Source organism: Enterococcus caccae ATCC BAA-1240 (assembly GCF_000407145.1).
Taxonomy (GTDB): Bacteria; Bacillota; Bacilli; order Lactobacillales; family Enterococcaceae; genus Enterococcus_L; species Enterococcus_L caccae.
In genome coordinates this window covers 276,899-295,928 of the sequence record NZ_KE136475.1, presented here as the reverse complement: position 1 = coordinate 295,928, position 19,030 = coordinate 276,899, and the positions used below count along the sequence as shown (strand labels likewise).

The window sequence follows — 19,030 nt, the reverse complement described above, 5'->3', positions numbered from 1 at the left end:
GTTTACCACTCATTGATACTAATTACCATACATTTTGTAAATAATTGTTTAAAAACAGCTCACTCAAACTATTTTGATCAAAAAAAAAGAACCACATAAATAGCCTCTCTCCGTGATTCCTGTATTTTCCCTTGCTAATTTTCTGCTCTCTTTTACAAACGTTCTTTCTAAAATACAGCAAAATAACATGAAGAGAATTGTGTGGTGTTCCTTTGTTTAATGTTTATTCCTTAGCGTTCCCTTTTTAATTTGGTTTAGTGCAAAAATCACTATTGGTAAATAATTAAAAATAAAACTCACTCTCTGACAAATCCCAATCTGATTCAATCCAGGTAACTGATTGATTCCAGGAATGCGTGCCAACCCATAGATGCCCGCAAAAAAGAAGCTAATCAGTAACAATCTCAAATAACGTCTGCTATACGTCGCTTGCTCTTGTTTTTGATACAGCAAATATAAAAAAAGCGGGAAAAGTAAAAAACCGGCATATCCTAAACCTGAACCAATATTGTGGATCCATGTCGAAAAATTCCACGTCACTTGCTCGCTATCGATACTAAATAACCCAGTAAAAATACAATCACCTACGCCATATAAACCAATTGCTAACGTTAATAAGCTGCTTAAAATCTTCGAAGTATCATTAAATGCTTGATACACTGCTGGTATTGCTAAAACAAAAAATAGACCCGACACCACCGACCAAATTAAAAATGCTTGTCGTACTGGACTAGCTACATCGCCGAACACGCTGATCACCATTGTCATTTGATTCATTTTTGGGTAAAAAATACCTAAAACATACGGTGTTAATACATCACTTATTGCACCTACTAATAGAAAGTAAAACCCATATTTTTTAAGAAAATTCATATTGCTCCCCCCTAAACCAAATCTCTTTGACAATTCTGTCACTCTAATTTTACGAGATTGCAGAATAATTTAATGTTCTTTCTTCTTTCAATACTCCAAAAGATCAACCAGTGATTCAAATAATTGAGCCTTTAGATAGCTTAGTTTTTATAGTAACGCATCTTCCAATATCTTCGCCCCATCAAGCAGACCATACTCTTTTTTGGCAATAACCTTCACAGGTATCGTTGGAAACTTATTTTTGATTTCATTTTGTGTGTAGCTAAGCTCTGGGCATAATAAAATACTATCTGCTTCCTTGCCTTTTTCATCGATTTTAGAAACGCTGTAGGCTTGAACGATTACGTTTAGCTTCTGATCTCTTGCTAGATTATTCATTTTTGTTACTAATAAACTTGTGTATAGCCCATAATCAGCCATCATGCTTGTAATCCCGAATAACAGAATCTTTTTAGATTTTTCTGTTCTTTTTGGAACATACTCATCCTTTATTCCATTTTCATTAATCATGCTTTTTCTTCCTTCCATTTTTGAAAAGAGAGCACTAAAAAACGTGTTTTTGGTATTTCCTAAAATTTTATCTGTCGAAATTTGGAAATAGTGACTAAGTTTTATCAAAGTATCTAAATCTGGATAGCTTTGATTACGTTCCCATTTTGAAACAGCTTGGGGAGTGACATTCAAAAACTCAGCTAATTCTTTTTGCGTCACTTTTTTCGCTTCTCTCAATTCTTTTATTTTGTTTCCAATCTCTACCACAAGCATAGCCTCCTAGATTCATTTTAAGCAAACAACTATCCGTTGAACGAGGTCAAATCGCACTCAACTGTTGGTTGACTTTGCGAGTATAACGCCATATACGCTTATTATAACAATAAAGTTATAAAAACAGTTATCCTTCTAACGATAATCAGCTAACTAAGACTCCCATTATTTTAAATTGGTACATTATGAACAAATGTGTCTTGCTACTTCCAATAGTAACCGCTTGCATTTATAATACAAGTAGCAATAAAAATCCGAACATACTTCATTAGGGGGCAACAATTATGTTAAACAGTGATATTCCAACAATGCGGATTCACATGCAAGAAAATGATCAGAAACGGGATGCTGGCTTGACAGAACCAGACACATTGGAAATGTTCAAGAATTTGTCATATGGACCTTATGGAATTGAAAATACATTTGATATCTACTATCCAAAAGGAACGGATAAATGTCTACCAACGATTATTAATATTCATGGCGGTGGGTTCTTTTATGGTGATAAAGAACTTTATCGTTTTTATACGATGTATTTAGCTACACAAGGCTTTGCCGTAGTCAACTTCAACTATCGTTTAGCTCCCGACCATCACTACCCTGCTCCTTTAGAAGACACAAATGCTTTGATCAACTGGCTGATCGAGCACGGGAGAAGCTATTATATTGATCTAGATAGACTTTTCTTAGTCGGTGATAGTGCTGGTGGACAACTGGTAGAACAATATGCAACGTTAACCAGTAACTCCGCTTACGCACAAAAATTCTCTTTTGAGATTGCGGCAGTTCAATTTAAGGCTATTGCTTTAAATTGCGGCGCCTATTTCATTGGAAAAAATAGTGCTATCAATCAGGATTTTCCTTTTTACTTTGGCGAAACAATTACATCTGCACTTAAGAGTCAATTTCCAGTAGAAAGCTACATTACAGCTAACTTTCCTCCAGCTTTTATTGCAACCTCTACACATGATTTTCTAAAAGAGATTGCTTCTCCTTTTGCAGATTTATTGCAATCAAAGGGGGTTGAAACGGTTTTTCGCCTTTATGCAAACCCAGATTACACTGAGTTAGGGCATGTCTTTCATCTAAATCAAAAAAGTGAGCTCGCCAAGCAATGCAATAATGATGAAATGGCGTTTTTCAATCGTTTTATTTAAAATGAAGCTAACAACTAAATTTAGTAAAGTCGGAGGTTTGAATAATGCACTATTTAAGTATTGATGTAGGCGGAACTTACATCAAATTAGGGTTGATCGACCGCTCTGGCAACTTCATCCAAACTTGGCAGCAACCAACGCCTCAAACTTTGGAACTATTTAAAGAAACAATTATTGCCGAAGTGACAGATCAAAAAGAACAGATCAAAGGAATTGCCATGAGTTGTCCTGGCAGAGTTGATTCAGCTAATGGCTATATTCATACAGGAGGTGCTTTACCATTTTTGTATAATTTTCCGATGAAAGAATGGATTGCAACTATTACTGATTTACCATTTGCTGTACTCAACGATGGTAAGGCTGCAGCTTTAGCTGAATGGTGGATTGGCAATCTGAAGGGCATCTCAAATGGCGCAGCTGTCGTTTTAGGAACGGGTATTGGCGGTGGTCTGATTTTAGATAATCACTTGCATCAAGGACCACATTTCCAAGCAGGTGAGCTGAGTTTTCTGATCCGCCAATCCCCAAATCCAGGTCATCCACAAATCTTTGGTTTTTATGGATCAGCTGTAAAATTTATACAAGAAGCCACAACTATTTTAGCAGTATCACCAAATGATCATGAAGCTGTTTTTACAGCTATAGCAGGTCATTCATCTGTTGATTCAACTACCTTATTTGAAGATTACTGTCGTGATATTGCCATTTTACTGACAGATATGCAAGTCTTGTTGGATCTAGAAAAAATCGTGATTGGCGGCGGTATCAGCGTTCAAGATAGTTTAATTGACATGATTCAGATACAATATTCCAATATCAGAAAAGAAGAAAAAATGCTAGGTGATACATTCGCTCCCCTAGTTATTGAAGCTTGCGCTTTCCGAAATTCTTCAAATTTATTAGGAGCTTTGTATCAGTTGTTTATGGAGATCGATGCGTCAATCATTTAGTATATTGAATAAAAAATAATCTGAGGCAAGGACATAGCTCTACGAGTCAAATCCCTGCCTCAGATTATTTCATTGCGAGTCAAGATCTAAGCCTAGTTTTTTTATTCTCACTCGCGATAATACACTTCATCGAGGAACAGCCCTTGGGCTGGTACTGTCATTCCGGCATCGCTTCTAACTTTATGTTCAAACACTTCATCAATAGCTTCTAATTCCATTGACCCTGACCCGATTTCTAAGAGCGTTCCCATAAGAATTCTGACCATTTTATGCAAGAAACCATCTCCTACAAAGGTAAAATGAATAAGACTTCCTTCTTTTTGAATCGATAGTTCATCGATCGTTCGGGTAGTCGATTTTTTTGTCTTTTTAAGAGAAGAAAAACCAATAAAATCATGCGTACCCATCATTTTATGGCAAGCCTCATTCATTAAGTCAAAATCAAGTTTTTCCGAATAGTGGAAACTATAATTACGCTCAAAGGCAGAAGGAATCACCTCATGCCAAACATAATAACTGTATTTTTTCCCTTCTGCATTATATCGAGCGTGAAATCGTTCAGGAACCTCTTCCATGTTTTTTACAACAATATCTTGTGGAAGATAACGATTTAGAAATTCAATCATCTCTGATAGCGCCATTTTACTATCTGTTTTAAAATTTGCGATTTGTCCTCTTGCATGGGTTCCAGCATCCGTTCGACCTGAACCGATAATTTCAACCTTAGTACGTGTCATTTGTGTTAAAATATTTTCGATTTTCCCTTGGATCGTTTTATCCGAATCACCAAGCCTTTGCCACCCCAGATATCTCGTACCATCATACTCAATCATTAATCGAATGTTTCTCATTTTTTCGTTTACTCCTCTTACAGTCCATTTTTCGTTGCTCACATTAACAATAGTATCTATTATAACAGTATTACTATATGTGTTGAAGTCTAGTGTTTTTAAATTTCTGTTATTATTATTTTATTTAGAAGTAGAAGCATTCATACTTTTTTCTTTTTTCACCTAACATTTCCGTAATAAATCTACTTGACATTATATTTATGTTCACCTATATTTAACATAGATAGTTATCTATATTCAGGAGGAATGAACATGGATTACGAAAAAATTTCTTTAGTACTAAAAGCAATGGCTGATCCCAAAAGAATGAAAATAATCGATTTGCTCTCTTATAACAGTATGTGTGCTTGTGATGTATTAAAACATTTTGACTTTACACAGCCAACACTTTCTCATCACATGAAAGTATTGGAAAGTGCTGGCATTGTTGCAGTAAGCAAACAAAGTCAGTGGCATCATTATACCTTAAGAGAAGAGTTTGTAAAAGATTTTATGAACTCTATGGTGCACTTACTTTCTGACAGTGGAGAAGATTGTCTTTGCCAGAATACTAAGGATACAAAAGGAGATAGTGATATTAAATGACCTATGCACTAGAAATAAACAATCTAAAAAAAGTCTATGGAAGCGGTGTTGAAGCACTTAAAGGTATCGATTTGGCCGTAGAAGAAGGCGATTTTTATGCACTTTTAGGACCAAACGGAGCGGGTAAGTCCACAACGATTGGAATCATTACTTCTCTTGTCAACAAAACATCAGGAAACGTAAAAGTTTTTGGTTATGATTTAGATACCGATTTAGTTCTTGCCAAACAGCAAATTGGTCTGGTTCCACAAGAGTTTAACTTTAACCCATTTGAAACAGTTGAACAAATTGTTGTGAATCAAGCTGGTTACTACGGTGTTTCAAGAAAAGAAGCATTAAAACGTAGCGAGAAATATCTAAAACAATCTGATCTATGGGAAAAGCGGAATGTACGTGCTCGTATGCTTTCAGGAGGGATGAAACGTCGTTTAATGATCGCGCGTGCATTGATGCATGAACCTCGTTTACTTATTTTAGATGAACCTACAGCGGGGGTTGATATTGAACTAAGACGAGAAATGTGGGATTTTCTAAGAGAATTGAACGAAAATGGTACCACGATCATCTTAACAACCCATTACTTAGAAGAAGCAGAAATGCTTTGCCGCAATATCGGAATCATCCAATCCGGTCAGTTGATTGAAAATACCAGTATGAAAACCTTATTAGCCAAGTTGCAATTCGAAACCTTCATCTTTGATTTAGCTCCTGTTGATAGGGAACCTGAAATCACAGGGTATAAATATCTCTTTGAAGATGAACAAACACTTGAAGTTGAAATCGAACGTAATCAAGGGTTGAACGGTTTATTTGCACAACTCACAGAACAAGGAATTCAGGTTCTTTCTATGCGTAATAAATCTAACCGTTTAGAAGAACTATTTCTAAAAATCACAGAAGAAAAACCCCCAGTGGATGCCAACTCTACTTTCCAAGTATTAAGCTAGTGGAATAGTATCTGGCATAAGCGCTCAATTGATTTTTCTTTTGAAAAAATCAATACTTTGATACGAATAAGGAGAATGAAAATGTTTAAGTTATATTTCACGGCCCTAAGAAGCCTTGCTGTAAAAGAAACCAATCGATATCTGAGAATTTGGGTACAAACCTTGGTACCGCCAGTGATCACCACCTCTCTCTATTTTGTTATTTTTGGAAATCTGATTGGCGGACGGATCGGACAAATGGAAGGATTCTCCTATATGGAATTTATCGTACCTGGATTAATTATGATGTCCGTGATCACAAGTTCCTATGCGAATGTGTCTTCTTCGTTTTTCTCTCAAAAATTCCAAAAAAATATTGAAGAATTATTGGTTGCACCGGTGCCAACTCATATTATTATTTGGGGTTTTGTCTTTGGTGGACTTGGTAGAAGTGTTCTAGTTGGGACGCTTGTGACAATGATTTCTTTATTCTTTGTACCACTTCACGTTTATTCATGGTCCATTGTTATCATCACCCTTCTTATGACAGCCATTTTATTTTCATTGGCCGGTCTATTAAACGGGATTTTTGCACAATCCTTTGATGATGTATCCATTGTACCGACATTTGTTCTGCAACCATTAACATATCTTGGTGGCGTATTTTATGCGATATCAATGTTACCACCAATCTGGCAAGCTATTTCAAAAATCAATCCGATCGTCTATATGATTTCAGGATTTAGATATGGTTTTCTTGGGACGATCGATGTGCCAATCATCTTTTCTTTGATTATTCTGATTCTTTTTATCTCAGTACTTTATGCGGTTTGCTGGTATTTGATTGATCGGGGACGCGGATTGAGAAGTTAAGAACTTTTTTATGAATATCTTTAAGTATACTGAAGAGGTTGTGGCAAACACCCATGAAGGCGATTGCCTTCATGGGTGTTTGCCACCGTTTATTACGTTTTAGAGCGTCTATAATAGCGCTACTGACCAATAACCAACCTTCTTGTATAAACCGCTTGCCCTGAATGCATCACCGCATCATCAATAGCAGAAACGATTCGAGCCTGACGTGTTACAACTGGTGTCCAGTTCCGATCTATAACATCATTAAATCTTTCTTCGTCAAGCGTTTCTAAATAGGTGCTTGTAAAATCAACACTAGCAGCTAGATAATCACGCAATAGCTTTTTATCTTGCACAATAACTTTTGCAGCTTCTTCAGGTGTATGACGCCAATCTTCTGTATCATCAGGTAAATCCAATGCAAACCTTTCACTCCAACCAGCTTTTAACCATAACGGCTTAGTATTATTAAGCTCTGAGATTTGATAATCAAGTTCCCTTGCAGTATGCCAAATCAACCAAGTCACTGATTTAATCAATGGCGCTGGCATAGTATTGGCTTCATCTGTGCTCATTTGACCAAGCGTTTCCTCAAAACGTTCTTGCGCTCTCTTTAATACTTCTATAGATAATTGTGTAGCCTTCATCCATAAACCTCCTTTAATAGTAGAAATAAATTGAACCTGCAGCTTAATAGCTACTAAATACCTTACTATAGGGATTGTGTAACATCAAATTTTCTAAACTCTTATCATAGAATTTAGCTGATAAAAAGCCTTTCAGTCAATCATTTATTTTCTTGACTAAAAGACTTTTTTATTTAGTAACTATTTCATACTAGTGTATTCAAGAACTGCTTTGCTTCTCTACTTAAATATGTTCTACTACTCCAATCCTTTAATCACAAGATTCTCGATGCTAGCGGCTTTTGCTTCTGCTGTAACTGCAGCTTTAAATTCCACTTCATCTCCTTCTTTTAAGAAAAGAGCCATGGGACTATTATTCGTTGTCACACTGTAAATTGTTTTATCATTCTCTAATAAGAAGGAAACCACGGTTTGCGCCTCGCTAGCGACAATCGTCACACGAGAAATACTTCCTTTGATTTCTTGTAAATCAGCAGCTTCACTACTTGTATTATTACTTCCTTTTGTTGCCAATTCAATTCGGTAAGCATCTAATGCATTTTGCGCCGCATCAGCATCCACCACAATATCATTATCAACAGCATTGACATACACATATTTTTTGAAGATACCTTTACTATCCATTAACGAAACGATCCAAGTTGGAACACCGTCGATATTATAGAGAACTGGCATACTTGCTTTCCATTTTTTCTCCGGATAAATCTTAGCTGCAATCGATATAGCACCATCGCTATCCATAATCCCTACTTTTGTATCACGGTAATAGGTTACTTGACCTGTTCTTGCATTAATTAATGAATAACCCAAAGCGGAGTCTTGCTCTTCATCCCCGCTTGTAAAATCTGTAAAATACAACAATTGACTACCTTCTTTGTTCATCATCGGCGTGATTTGACCAGATGCATAGATGCCATTTTCCGTCGGGATTTTAACATCTTTTTTCGCACCAAACATCGTTTGATTCCACCAGCCTTGGCTATAACGACCAAAGTATTCATTGATACTGTTGGCAGCAGAACTAGTGATTGGAGCATCTACAAATTTTGGAGCCTCTTTACTGTCATAGACTTTCACTTCACCCGTTGTTGCATTTAAAACAGCAGTCTTAAATTCATTGTAATTCATCCGACCAGAAACACCGTATTCTTTGTATAAGGTCTGGATATAAAATGGATTTCCCTCTTCGTCGATTTCTAAATTAATTTTCCCAGTAGCAGCATAATCAGGATAGGCAGCATAGATTTTACGTGCAGCATCTTTTCCAAAGTATGCCGATGGTGTATATATAATCGACTTTTCAATAAACTTAGGCTGTGCATTGATATCTGTTGCACTAATAATAAAATATCCTGGTACTGCACCTAATTTCGACCATTTAAAAAATCCATTAAATTCCACCGTTGCAACGTATACATATTCACCATTCACGACTTGCGCAGTGATACCATCTAACGTAAACATATTTGAGTTTGGAATCACTGAGAACTTTTGCAACATCTTTCGTTTAGCTGTTTTTGGTGCAATAGCAATAGGCGTTTCTTTGGTGGAAGTTAAAACCTCGGCTTTTTCTTCTGTCTTCAAAGGAATCGTTTGGTAAACATCGTCAATTGCTGTTATTTTTGTTACAGAGCTAACAATAAATAATAAAACCATTGCAGCAATACTTATACTTAATACACGCCCAGACCAATCATTTACTATATCTATCCTGGCATTTTTATGTCCTTTAAGCAAGACCTTGTTAGAAACTTGACTGATTGAACGGCTTACCAGCAACACGCCACTTGCAACTACCGCTCCAATTAAATTGATCCATAGAATGGTTGAAAGTGTCTTGCTAGGTAATACAATAAATAAAAAACTTCCCAATAAGAATAATTCAACAACCATTAGTACCATTATCTTTTTAATATTTCTGCCCTTTGTGAGCATAAAACTAGTGCCATTTGCAACCAAGATCCCTATACCAAAAAGAAATGTTAACCCAATAAAATTTAAACCCATTTTTCTCCCCCTATAAACTTAAACTAAAAAAAGCGTGGCTAGGACTAACGCGATAAGTCATATCCTAGCCACCATAAATCCGAATAAATTTTGAGAACAGAAGCAACGCCCTCTTATTTCTAGGAGTTAAACACTTCGTCCCAACCTCAACTTTTCTGACTAGTTTAATTATACAAGATAGCTATTTCACTTACAATCTCTATCATTAATTGATAACAATCATTTTCTTACCACACTATTTAAATGTGATTGTATTTCCTTAGGTAATGACCATTGCGTTCACTCGCATTATCCTTCATTAAAAGGTTAATCACTCAATAGATGCTCATTAGCTATCTATTTTCCGTTTAAAAACATAGTTCTATCCATTCGTACCACTATATTTACAGTGCGTTTGAATTGTATTTTTGAATATGCTATTCTTTATAGATGATAATGATATTTGCAAAAATAACATTATCAAAAACATAAAAAGGAGAGTATTATGAAAAAATTGAAAAAAAAGGCTTTGGTTGGTTTATTGGTTCTGGTATCATTCGCTATTATGGCTTGTGGTACGAACAACGGAACAACAGAGGGAACAAAAAAGAAGGAGAATGATACAGTCAAAAAATTTAAAGCTGAAGGATATCTGTTCTCAGATAGAAGTTATCCTTCCTTCGGTAGTATGATCTATTCCCTTATTTTAGATAATCCAGATACAGGAATTACGTTTGAATCCTATGTAGAGTTAGAAAAAAAAGACAACAATTTGATTCCCAGCAGTATAGCAAGCATCCGATACAATGAGAAAGATGAGGATATCGACAGTGAGATAGTCTACTTTCAAGGAAAGCATTCCGCTGACGAAGAAAATACCCTTGATGCCTATACAAAAGAGCTGAAAAAATTAGGCTTATCAAAAGGGGATTTTATAGACTTTGTCATCGAATATGCAAAAGACAACTATAAAGTAAGTAAAGAAGATTTAGAAGATGCGAAAGAATTTGATAGTGATACTGAGGATTCTGACGATATCTAGACTAAAAAAAGACTTTGGTTCATTAAGTGACAGCTGGAACTCATTTCAAATAGAGCTAGATGAAGACATGCTTCCCTTTTACGTATAAAGAATTTGAAATGTTTAGCTGGTCTCCAAAGAGAGTACTAGCCGTACAATAACGAATACCAAAACAGAAAAGTATGGTATCGCAAAAGATAGAGACGTGAAAGCGACTAATGTTTTAATAGATGAGTGTAGTGTCACCAAGGCTTATAAATTATAATTCTCTAGTAATTATGATGATCAGCTAGTCCAAGTTCAACTAGCAGTTGTTGCTAAAAGATAATAGTTCAATGTCCTAAAAAGAATGTTTGACGCTAACCTACAACAGTAATAAACACGTTGATTAGGCTGTTTGTTTCCTAAAATTATTAGGAAATAGACAGCCTAATTTTTTCTTTTCTAAGCTATTTCATGTAACGAATGACAATAAGTTTGATGTTGATTTATATTTCGCTTAACTAGTAAATGCCACACTTCAGTTGACAAAACAGAACCCTCAGATTTCCAACTCTAATTAGTCCAAATACTTTGTAATATTCTATTCTTTGTTATTTCCTCTAAGAAGCTATCAAAAGAATATTCTATACTAACTTTCAAAACACAAAATAAATTTTTTTAGTATTTAAAATAACAAAAATAAAATAATATTTTTCTAGAAAAACATCACGAATAACCATACATAACGTAAAATTATAATAACATTTAACTTTCAAATTTTTTTCATTTTCCAACATCCAAATAAAGAAAAAGTTAAGCCTTATAAGCGTTTAAGAAAGGAAAATAAACTAAAAAAAATCTGCTCACAATATGCAGATGATATACATTTTAAACGAATTATATCGCTATATTCTCATTATCATTTTTTTAAATAAAACAACAAAAAAATGATAATACAATAACGTCATCCACATGCTACAATTCACATGTAACAACGCTTCCTAGCTAGAATGACTGAATTTTTCGGGAACTTTTTTTGGATAATTAGGTGAAATTCCGCAAGTTAATCGTCAGAAAAATCATTATTACTTTCTATTGTTTTTTCTAATTAATAAACTAGCGGATTCATATATATTAAAGCAAAGGAGAATACATTATGAAACCAAAGCACATTTTATCAACAGCAGCAGTATTTGCTGGACTAATCTCAGGAGGAGTCTTAACAACACCCTCAACAGCTAATGCTCAATCCACAACTTCAGCAGCGACTCAACAAGCATTTGAGGTAGCAGACGAAATCGCTTCAGTACACTATGAACACTACAATGTTTTGAGAGCAACATTAAAAACGCCTATTTCTGCAACTGATTACTACCTAGCATTTTCAATTGAAGGAATGCATCATAAAGGACAAGGAGTAATACAAGACGGGAAGTATATCGGGTTTGATCTTAAGCTTGATGATTTAGTCAAAGAATACCCTACTGCTGCAGATAGAGAATATCTTTTTGATTCTTTATTTATTCGTCGCTTTTCTATGGATGGCAGTAGCCAAACAGTAACCTCTAAAATGACAAACAAAAAGTTGAAAAATGAATTGTTAAACTATCAATATTTAGGTAATATTCTTGCAAGTGGAAGTGCTGGGAAAGTATCTAACCTTATCAAAGGAAGTTCTTTCGATAAGTTTTTCGTAGATAAAACAACATCTGCCGATCATATTTTAGAAAATGGAAATATCACTACAAAAACTGGTGGTATCCAATTAGAACTTAATCCAGAGCTTGAAACAGATTACACCTATGCCTTAACTGATGCATCAGGCAAAATTGCTGGAAAAGCATGGTCTATCATGAATAACTTCTTTGTAAATCCATTAGATGGAGAAAATTTCGTGTCAAAAGAATATACAATTACTGCAACATCTGATACAACAGGTGACGTTTATACTCTTGCTAAATTCACACCCGTTCGTATATTCTAATTTGTTTAAAGGCGTCTTCAATCATCGTTTCTCTGACGTCAATGTAAAATAAAGGTTAAAACACATAGTAAAATTTGAAGAGTGTGGGACAATAGTCAGAAGAAGATCTGGTTATTGCCCACCTTTTTAAATTTTAGGATACACAAAAAGCACGCCGACTTGTATGTTGAAGAGATGAACGTCAACAACCAAAAGCGTACTTTTTTGTTTAAAAATGATGCCATCAATCAAACGATTTTATCATGAAACATCAATCCTCTAAAAGCGATACTCTAATAACTTTACGCAAAACTAGATTCAAAGAATTTACTCCATACGTGTTTGAGTGTACGTTTGTCCGCTCAAATCCTCAAGTGCAAAATTCTTCCCTTGTATTCCAACAACAAGTTTATAAATAAAAGGTTGTGGACCAGGGCCAATACTTCCAGCTCCATAACGTTGTTCAAAATCAGTCGTATCCCACGCAATGGTGTAAACAGTCTGCTCTTCCTCAGTGGAAGCGATAGAGGCGATCTTATACTTTTTATTCATTACCAGATCCGTATAATACATATCATCAATAGTAAAAGCCGGCTCACCTTTTACACCTTTATAATACGTTCCTTTCAACAACTCGATTGTTTTACGTGTAGCTGCATCTAAATCCTGATGACTCACTTGTTCTTCTGATTGATTTTGCTGAGGTACAAACGTCCCTTCTATAATTTGATTAAAACCTTTCTTTAGTTCTTGATTCTCTGTTTCTTTAAAGACAATTGCATTTTCAGCATTTCCTTGGTTTTGCATCGTCACTAAAACTACGGGTCTATCTTTATGCACAGTAAATAGATAGCAATGTCCTCCAACTGATAACGTCGTCTCTATGTCAGAATAAACCGTAAGTATCGTGTAGCTATCTTCCTTTTGGTTCGCTTCCAACCAACTCATTTCAACAAATTCATTGTTTATCTTGGGATGCATTTGACCTTCTAACAGACCCGATGGAATTGATAGTCCATAAAAGTTCACACTACTTTCTTTATTGTATTCTTTATACGCTTGCCCCATAGTACTGCCCCAACTAGACATGAATTGCTTGAGATCAGAAGCTTGCTTCTCTGTCCAAGATACTTTTTTATCATCGGTTTGTTTCGTTTTTTCTGTTTGTTTTTGAGTTGAAGACTGTGACGTTTCAGTCTTACTTGTTTTAGTTGTTTCGGATACAGTTTTCTTATCCTTAACAGAAGAAGAATTTGAACTAGTAGTGTTCCCATTTGAACAAGCACTTAGTAGTAAAACTAAGCTCAGCCCAACAATCCCTTTTCTAACAAAATTATTCATTTCTATTTCCCCTCCATGACATATTTTATGCTGTACTTTCATTCATACTATCATCACTTAGCTAAGTATCTACTACGCACAGATAGAACCAAAGTAACTTAACGGACTTCTATTAATGAAATAATTTCAGCTGCTTGTTGATCATATTCAGTAGAAATTTCAAGTGTTTGAAGGCTATTCACAAGTTTTTCTGATTCCTCTCTTACCCAATCAGGATCTGTGACATATCGAGAGTCTTGATAATGATTTGGATTACGATAGAAACGAATCGAACCATTGTGATTAGAGATATACGTCACGTAAAAGGTAGAGTCCATGGTTTCATCCATACTAAAGCTTAAAGTGACACTACTATCCTCTAAAATATTCGATCCATTAAATGGTAAGATTGGATGCCCAAAAGTATTTTTAGTTGCTGAAATCTCAATTGGTTAACCCGATATCCCATTATATTGTAAAAGCGCTTCAGTTACACGCGCATATTCAATTTGTTCATTTGAATAGCCTGCAAAAACATCAGTTGTTGAATTTTCAGCACTCGTTGAATTTGCCAATAATACTTCTAGCATAACATACGCTTCTCCTTCTGGATAATTCCCAGCATAATTTGGTGTTGCTAAAGAAATACCACCATTCTTATTAACAAAAAGATAAAACTTGTTACTATTATCCGTTACAAGTTGACGATCATAATTATTTGATGGTTCAATCATAATCGCTGTATTTACTTTAACCGTTCTAATCCTCTTTTCAGGTGTACTATCTACATTATTTACTCTAATCTCTTTTGTTCCTATAGTATTAAACGTTGCATTATATTCTTGTTGTCCAAATATAAGTAAAATATTCAAGTTTTTCAACAACTCAATCATTTTAAAAAAAATTATTTCTGTTTACCCTGTTCAAACGTTGATAACTGGCTACTCGATACAAGCTCCCTACTTTTGTATAAAATTATTTTATTACAATTACCTTATACTAATAAATACAACGCAACACGTTTAAGGGAGGGATTGTTATTTTACTCTTTTTGACATTTGGGATATTGATTGTCTTTACTGGTCTATGTTAACAAACTATCTTTTTGTTTCATTTTTTGACTGTGTGGAACTAGCTACTAAGCTAACAACACGCTCTAAAGTAATGATTCCATTAAAACAATTTTTCATCCATATTCTTCCTAACAAAGTGAAAGACGAGAGACATTTGAGTGTCTGCTCGTCCTTTTATTTTATCTATTTAGACCAGAAAAAGGTCCATTCATCTAGTGTTTCACCATTATTTACACGTTGTCCTAATTGATAGGCATCTACTGCACCAACAATGACAACAACCAATCCAAGCAAAGGAAGAATAATGGTCACTAATATAGCGCCTACAATCATCACACCCCCTTTTGTTTTCTGGTTATACCATAATAAGGACGGTAATCCTGGAATAAAGAAGCCTAAAATAGCTGCTAATGCCACATTCACTGAATCTGTCCCTGTATTCCCTAGACTTTTTCCTACGGATTGTCGCTTTATTTTTCGAGGGTTCACGCCACACTCTAGGCACAATTCTTGATTAGGTTGGATCTCATTCCCGCAATTATAACAATAATGAATCATCTTTCCTTGTCGTACCCCACATGATGTACATATTTCTGCTTCTTTGCTCATTTCCTTTCCACAATTCGTACAATGCATTTGGTGCTTACTTTCCATGTTCATTTCCTCCATTTGTTTGTGAGTGTAACCACTGAGCTATATAAGGTAATGGTTCCTCTTCTAATTTGTTTTCGTTCACTACTTCGCTCAAAAACCGTCTAATTTGCCGTTCTGAATAATCAAAAGAAATCGCTAATTGCTGAATTTCTTCTTTTGAAAATACTTTTCCTTTGTGTACTTCTTTTTCTAAGTATCGTTTGACATAAGCCCCATCAATTAGCTTTGTTGGAAAATTAATGCTTAAGCCCTTAAAATGTTGATACAAGACTAAACAGTCCTCTAAAGAAGTAAGTTGCGCAATGGTTTTATAAATCCCATTTAATCCTTCAATATCTTTTTCCACATGGAATCCATCGCTCCTTTCTTGACATAATGTTCTATTATCAGTGTACCGATTCTTTTTTGACATTGCCTGTACGCCTGTCACTGTCTTTGGCGATGCCATTTACACACCTTTTGTCATTGGATTTTTCTTCCAATATTGAGCGTAGCTAATGTAACACCATTCATACCAAACTTTTGGCGCTAGCGGATGCGTTGGGTGTTCTTCTTCATCGACGAAAACTTTCACTTGCTTTTTCTGCTTCGTTGAAAGTAAGGCATAAAATGTTTCTAATTGCTTTTTAGCCAACTCATTTGTTCGTAATATAGAATCCACACCAATAATAATCTCCGTTAATTGCTTCTCTGCTAGACACGTTTCGCTCACCGTAAAGGTTTGATCGTCACTACCTCCAGTCAAAGATTGTGCGGTTCCTTTAATTTTTGTAGAGGAAAATAAATTGACAGCCAAAATTCCTGAAAATTCTTGCTTACGTATCTGTCCTTGAATCAACATCGTGCTCATACCTAAAAAAAGTGGAGCATCCCCCCGCACTTTTTTTAATAAGTAGCGATGATTCCCTTCTGTATTTGACCATGATTCAGATTGAATCGTTATCTTTCGTTTTTGAATCATTTCCTTCTCCTTTTTCTATCCATGATAGTTAATTAATTCAGTGGTAACTGTCGTACTGACTAATCACACTAAACGAATCCCTAAACCCATCGTAGTCCTTCACCTCTCTTATTGCTTCTATAATTTGTGTCGTGTATTGGCACAATAATTCTAGAAACTCTTTTTTATTCCTTTCTTATAATCCTTGATTAATCCATAGTTTGTATAGAGTAATTGACCATTTTTTTAAAGCCCTTTGAGATAGGTTCTTTGACTGGTCACACTTGTAATAACATACACCACGTATTCATTTTTTTAATCCACATATAGATAAAGATGAGGCATAATTAGTTTTAACAATTGCTTGGCGTTGATTATCTGGATTAAATTCAAAGATTTGTAAATAGTCTACGTCTGTTTCAGCTTCACTTCTTTTTTGTCGATCAAATCCCAGCAATAGCGTTGGATTTCTTTTGGTACTTTTTCGTTCACTCCTCTAATGATGTAACGAGTTTCTTTGTTATCAAACATTTTATTTCCCTCCTTAAAACACAAAAATAGACCAACCACCATTAGGATGATTGATCTTCATAGATATAATATATAATTGTTTTTGAGATGAATACGCTAGTTCATCTTCATAACAGATGAATTTGTCCTAGCTAATGCCAACTGCACAACTTCTTTCTCAGTCATTTTAAAAAGTTGTCTTTCTCCAAATGAATGTAATCATAAACACTTTTAATGTATCTGTAGTCTCATTTGGTTAGATATAAATATAAATTTTTTTAATAACTAATAGTCATTTGATATTTATTATTTTCTCCTATATCTTCTCAATTTGTTGATGTAATTTTCTATTAAATTGCTTCTCTCCTATCAAAAAACCCATTGGCTCATCTTTATTTTTGCTTAGTATTCTGTCGTATTCTTTTAGATACTTGTTTTTTTCTTCAGTTGTCAATGCCATGAAATAGTTTACACGAGCCTTACTAATTAGATCTAACTTATCAATAAAAAAATTCTTTGATTGAACATGAGTATTTTCGATATAATAATACGATTGACAGTATGCCCTATATAATTGTTTTGATGTGTCTGTACCTTTCATTTTTTCAAGATCAAGAGTTTCATCGAAGATTAAGCTACTGCTCGAATCATCTATATCTACAAATTGGCTTCTATAAAATATATAACTTGCTAAAATAAGCCGCTCACCAATATCATCGTTATTTATAATTTTCTGAATGTCAGACCAACTAATTTCAGGCCATTTTTTTGGTTCTACATTACTTGATAGATAGCTGGATAATAAATAAATAACTTGAAAGTAGTGATCTTTTTTGATTAGTTTTACGAATTGATACCCATCAGAATGAACACCACTAGAATAATACGGAAGAATCGTTACACCAAAAACACCTAAATTCATCACACTCAAGCTATCAAAAAATAAGTTGGGTGTCATTTCTGAGAAAATAAAACTGATACAACACAAGATAACACTTGCCAATGGTCCCGCCAAAGCGATAATTGCTCCTTTTTGATATATATAATCTATATCATTATCATCCCCAACAGAAAACTGAACCATTCCACCAAACCAATCCAAATTTCTATTTAGTCGCAATTTATAGCCTTGATTAGATAACTCTATTGAGAAACACAAGACAATGAATTTAGTGATTTTTGTTTTAGTTGCCCAACAGCCAAGTACATGTCCAAATTCATGGAAAAACAATGTAAAAAAGATAGCTAACATTAGCATGAGTAGATAAAAACTAACATTTCGAACACTTGGAAAAATAATCTCTAAAATTAAAAATACAATAATCAGTGTTAATATAACTAATTTTTTCTTATTCATTTTATTTCACTCCTCATATTTATAGCTCTATAGTTATAGCTTACCAGAAATACTTGACAGTATCCGCTTCTATCCTGATATATTGATTTTTAATCATAAGTGAAAAAAGACTAGAGTTTTATAGTAAATAAACTCTAGTCTCTCATTTTTCTTTTTTAGCTTAACACCATTTTACTGATACAAGTGCTCCGATTCCAATTCCAATTGTGAAGCCACAAAGTGGTGTTGTTTCTGGTTGAACATCGCCACTTCCTTGCATATTTTTCATTTCTTCTTCTGTTAATTCCTCAAATGCTTTCCCTACGATTTCTTCCATGTTTTTTCGCTCCCTTTTTTAATTATTTTTTTAGTTTTAAATTACTGTTTTTAGCAACGTTTAAATGTTAATACAATTGTGATCCCCGTGCCGATCCCTGCTCCTACTCCTGCACATGCTGCTGAACTTGCGGCTACTGTGGCTGAAATTGCGCATACCGGGGTTGTCTCTGCTTGTACATCTCCACTTCCTTGCATTGCTTCCATTTCTTTTTTGCTTAATTCTTCAAATGATTGTCCTATAATTTTTTCCATGTTCTTTTTCTCCTTTTTCTCAATTAATTTTTTAGTTTTAAATTA

22 protein-coding genes are annotated in these 19,030 nt (G+C 34.6%); 7 read left to right on the top strand and 15 right to left on the bottom strand.

Annotated elements, in window-relative coordinates:
- Positions 1–216 precede the first annotated feature (216 nt).
- Entirely contained in the window at positions 217–873 is a 657-nt protein-coding gene (locus I580_RS14160; RefSeq protein WP_010772201.1) for a DUF998 domain-containing protein, read from the bottom strand.
- Positions 874–1,020: 147 nt separating this feature from the next.
- Positions 1,021–1,632 carry a helix-turn-helix domain-containing protein gene (locus I580_RS14155; protein WP_010772200.1) on the bottom strand — a complete coding sequence of 204 codons (612 nt, stop codon included), beginning with the start codon at positions 1,630–1,632 and terminating at the stop codon, positions 1,021–1,023.
- Between the two features lie 290 nt (positions 1,633–1,922).
- On the opposite strand from I580_RS14155, the gene I580_RS14150 reads away from it, so the two are divergent.
- Together I580_RS14150 and I580_RS14145 are read left to right on the top strand one after the other, a co-directional pair.
- A complete protein-coding gene (locus tag I580_RS14150; protein ID WP_010772199.1) occupies positions 1,923–2,795 on the top strand; it encodes an alpha/beta hydrolase in 873 nt (290 codons plus the stop codon).
- A 44-nt stretch (positions 2,796–2,839) separates the two neighbouring features.
- Positions 2,840–3,745, top strand: coding sequence for an ROK family protein (locus I580_RS14145; protein ID WP_010772198.1), 906 nt, complete (start codon positions 2,840–2,842; stop codon positions 3,743–3,745).
- A 107-nt stretch (positions 3,746–3,852) separates the two neighbouring features.
- Here I580_RS14145 and truA read toward each other — a convergent pair whose 3' ends face one another.
- Positions 3,853–4,596, bottom strand: a complete 744-nt coding sequence (gene truA, locus I580_RS14140; protein ID WP_010772197.1) for a tRNA pseudouridine(38-40) synthase TruA — start codon at positions 4,594–4,596, stop codon at positions 3,853–3,855.
- Between the two features lie 252 nt (positions 4,597–4,848).
- Between truA and I580_RS14135 the strand changes: the two genes are divergently transcribed.
- The 3 genes from I580_RS14135 to I580_RS14125 all read left to right on the top strand — a co-directional run bounded on the left by I580_RS14135 (position 4,849) and on the right by I580_RS14125 (position 6,980).
- Positions 4,849–5,181 carry an ArsR/SmtB family transcription factor gene (locus tag I580_RS14135; protein ID WP_010772196.1) on the top strand — a complete coding sequence of 111 codons (333 nt, stop codon included), beginning with the start codon at positions 4,849–4,851 and terminating at the stop codon, positions 5,179–5,181.
- The gene (locus tag I580_RS14130; RefSeq protein WP_010772195.1) at positions 5,178–6,128 is read left to right on the top strand and encodes an ABC transporter ATP-binding protein; all 951 of its coding nucleotides are present in this window, start codon (positions 5,178–5,180) and stop codon (positions 6,126–6,128) included. The genes I580_RS14135 and I580_RS14130 overlap by 4 nt, the downstream gene beginning before the upstream one ends.
- A gap of 81 nt (positions 6,129–6,209) precedes the next feature.
- Positions 6,210–6,980, top strand: coding sequence for an ABC transporter permease (locus tag I580_RS14125; protein WP_010772194.1), 771 nt, complete (start codon positions 6,210–6,212; stop codon positions 6,978–6,980).
- A 119-nt stretch (positions 6,981–7,099) separates the two neighbouring features.
- Here the strand turns inward: I580_RS14125 and I580_RS14120 are convergent, their stop codons facing one another.
- Together I580_RS14120 and I580_RS14115 are read right to left on the bottom strand one after the other, a co-directional pair.
- Positions 7,100–7,609 (bottom strand): DinB family protein, encoded by a 510-nt coding sequence (locus tag I580_RS14120; protein ID WP_010772193.1) that lies wholly within the window; start codon positions 7,607–7,609, stop codon positions 7,100–7,102.
- 237 nt (positions 7,610–7,846) lie between these two features.
- A complete protein-coding gene (locus I580_RS14115) occupies positions 7,847–9,616 on the bottom strand; it encodes a hypothetical protein (RefSeq protein ID WP_010772192.1) in 1,770 nt (589 codons plus the stop codon).
- 484 nt (positions 9,617–10,100) lie between these two features.
- On the opposite strand from I580_RS14115, the gene I580_RS14110 reads away from it, so the two are divergent.
- Both I580_RS14110 and I580_RS14105 read left to right on the top strand, forming a co-directional pair.
- Positions 10,101–10,637 (top strand): hypothetical protein, encoded by a 537-nt coding sequence (locus I580_RS14110; protein WP_010772191.1) that lies wholly within the window; start codon positions 10,101–10,103, stop codon positions 10,635–10,637.
- Positions 10,638–11,754: 1,117 nt separating this feature from the next.
- The gene (locus tag I580_RS14105) at positions 11,755–12,582 is read left to right on the top strand and encodes a hypothetical protein (RefSeq protein WP_010772190.1); all 828 of its coding nucleotides are present in this window, start codon (positions 11,755–11,757) and stop codon (positions 12,580–12,582) included.
- A gap of 306 nt (positions 12,583–12,888) precedes the next feature.
- Here the strand turns inward: I580_RS14105 and I580_RS16545 are convergent, their stop codons facing one another.
- The 10 genes from I580_RS16545 to I580_RS14060 all read right to left on the bottom strand — a co-directional run bounded on the left by I580_RS16545 (position 12,889) and on the right by I580_RS14060 (position 18,985).
- Entirely contained in the window at positions 12,889–13,902 is a 1,014-nt protein-coding gene (locus tag I580_RS16545) for a DUF4767 domain-containing protein (RefSeq protein WP_010772189.1), read from the bottom strand.
- 98 nt (positions 13,903–14,000) lie between these two features.
- On the bottom strand, positions 14,001–14,219 hold the full coding sequence (locus I580_RS14095) for a hypothetical protein (RefSeq protein WP_010772188.1): 219 nt from the start codon (positions 14,217–14,219) through the stop codon (positions 14,001–14,003).
- A gap of 114 nt (positions 14,220–14,333) precedes the next feature.
- Positions 14,334–14,753 carry a hypothetical protein gene (locus I580_RS14090; RefSeq protein WP_143141722.1) on the bottom strand — a complete coding sequence of 140 codons (420 nt, stop codon included), beginning with the start codon at positions 14,751–14,753 and terminating at the stop codon, positions 14,334–14,336.
- 384 nt (positions 14,754–15,137) lie between these two features.
- Entirely contained in the window at positions 15,138–15,608 is a 471-nt protein-coding gene (locus I580_RS16540) for a zinc ribbon domain-containing protein (RefSeq protein WP_010772186.1), read from the bottom strand.
- Entirely contained in the window at positions 15,598–16,056 is a 459-nt protein-coding gene (locus tag I580_RS16535; RefSeq protein WP_010772185.1) for a hypothetical protein, read from the bottom strand. Before I580_RS16535 ends, I580_RS16540 begins: the two co-directional genes overlap by 11 nt.
- Positions 16,057–16,569 (bottom strand): DUF1643 domain-containing protein, encoded by a 513-nt coding sequence (locus tag I580_RS14075; protein WP_010772184.1) that lies wholly within the window; start codon positions 16,567–16,569, stop codon positions 16,057–16,059.
- A 387-nt stretch (positions 16,570–16,956) separates the two neighbouring features.
- Entirely contained in the window at positions 16,957–17,079 is a 123-nt protein-coding gene (locus tag I580_RS17290) for a DUF960 domain-containing protein (protein ID WP_010772183.1), read from the bottom strand.
- A gap of 295 nt (positions 17,080–17,374) precedes the next feature.
- Positions 17,375–18,415, bottom strand: coding sequence for a M50 family metallopeptidase (locus tag I580_RS14070; protein ID WP_010772182.1), 1,041 nt, complete (start codon positions 18,413–18,415; stop codon positions 17,375–17,377).
- Between the two features lie 160 nt (positions 18,416–18,575).
- Positions 18,576–18,731: a mersacidin family lantibiotic gene (locus I580_RS14065; RefSeq protein WP_010772181.1), complete on the bottom strand. Its 156-nt coding sequence runs from the start codon at positions 18,729–18,731 to the stop codon at positions 18,576–18,578.
- Positions 18,732–18,781: 50 nt separating this feature from the next.
- Entirely contained in the window at positions 18,782–18,985 is a 204-nt protein-coding gene (locus tag I580_RS14060; protein ID WP_010772179.1) for a lichenicidin A2 family type 2 lantibiotic, read from the bottom strand.
- Positions 18,986–19,030: the final 45 nt, after the last annotated feature.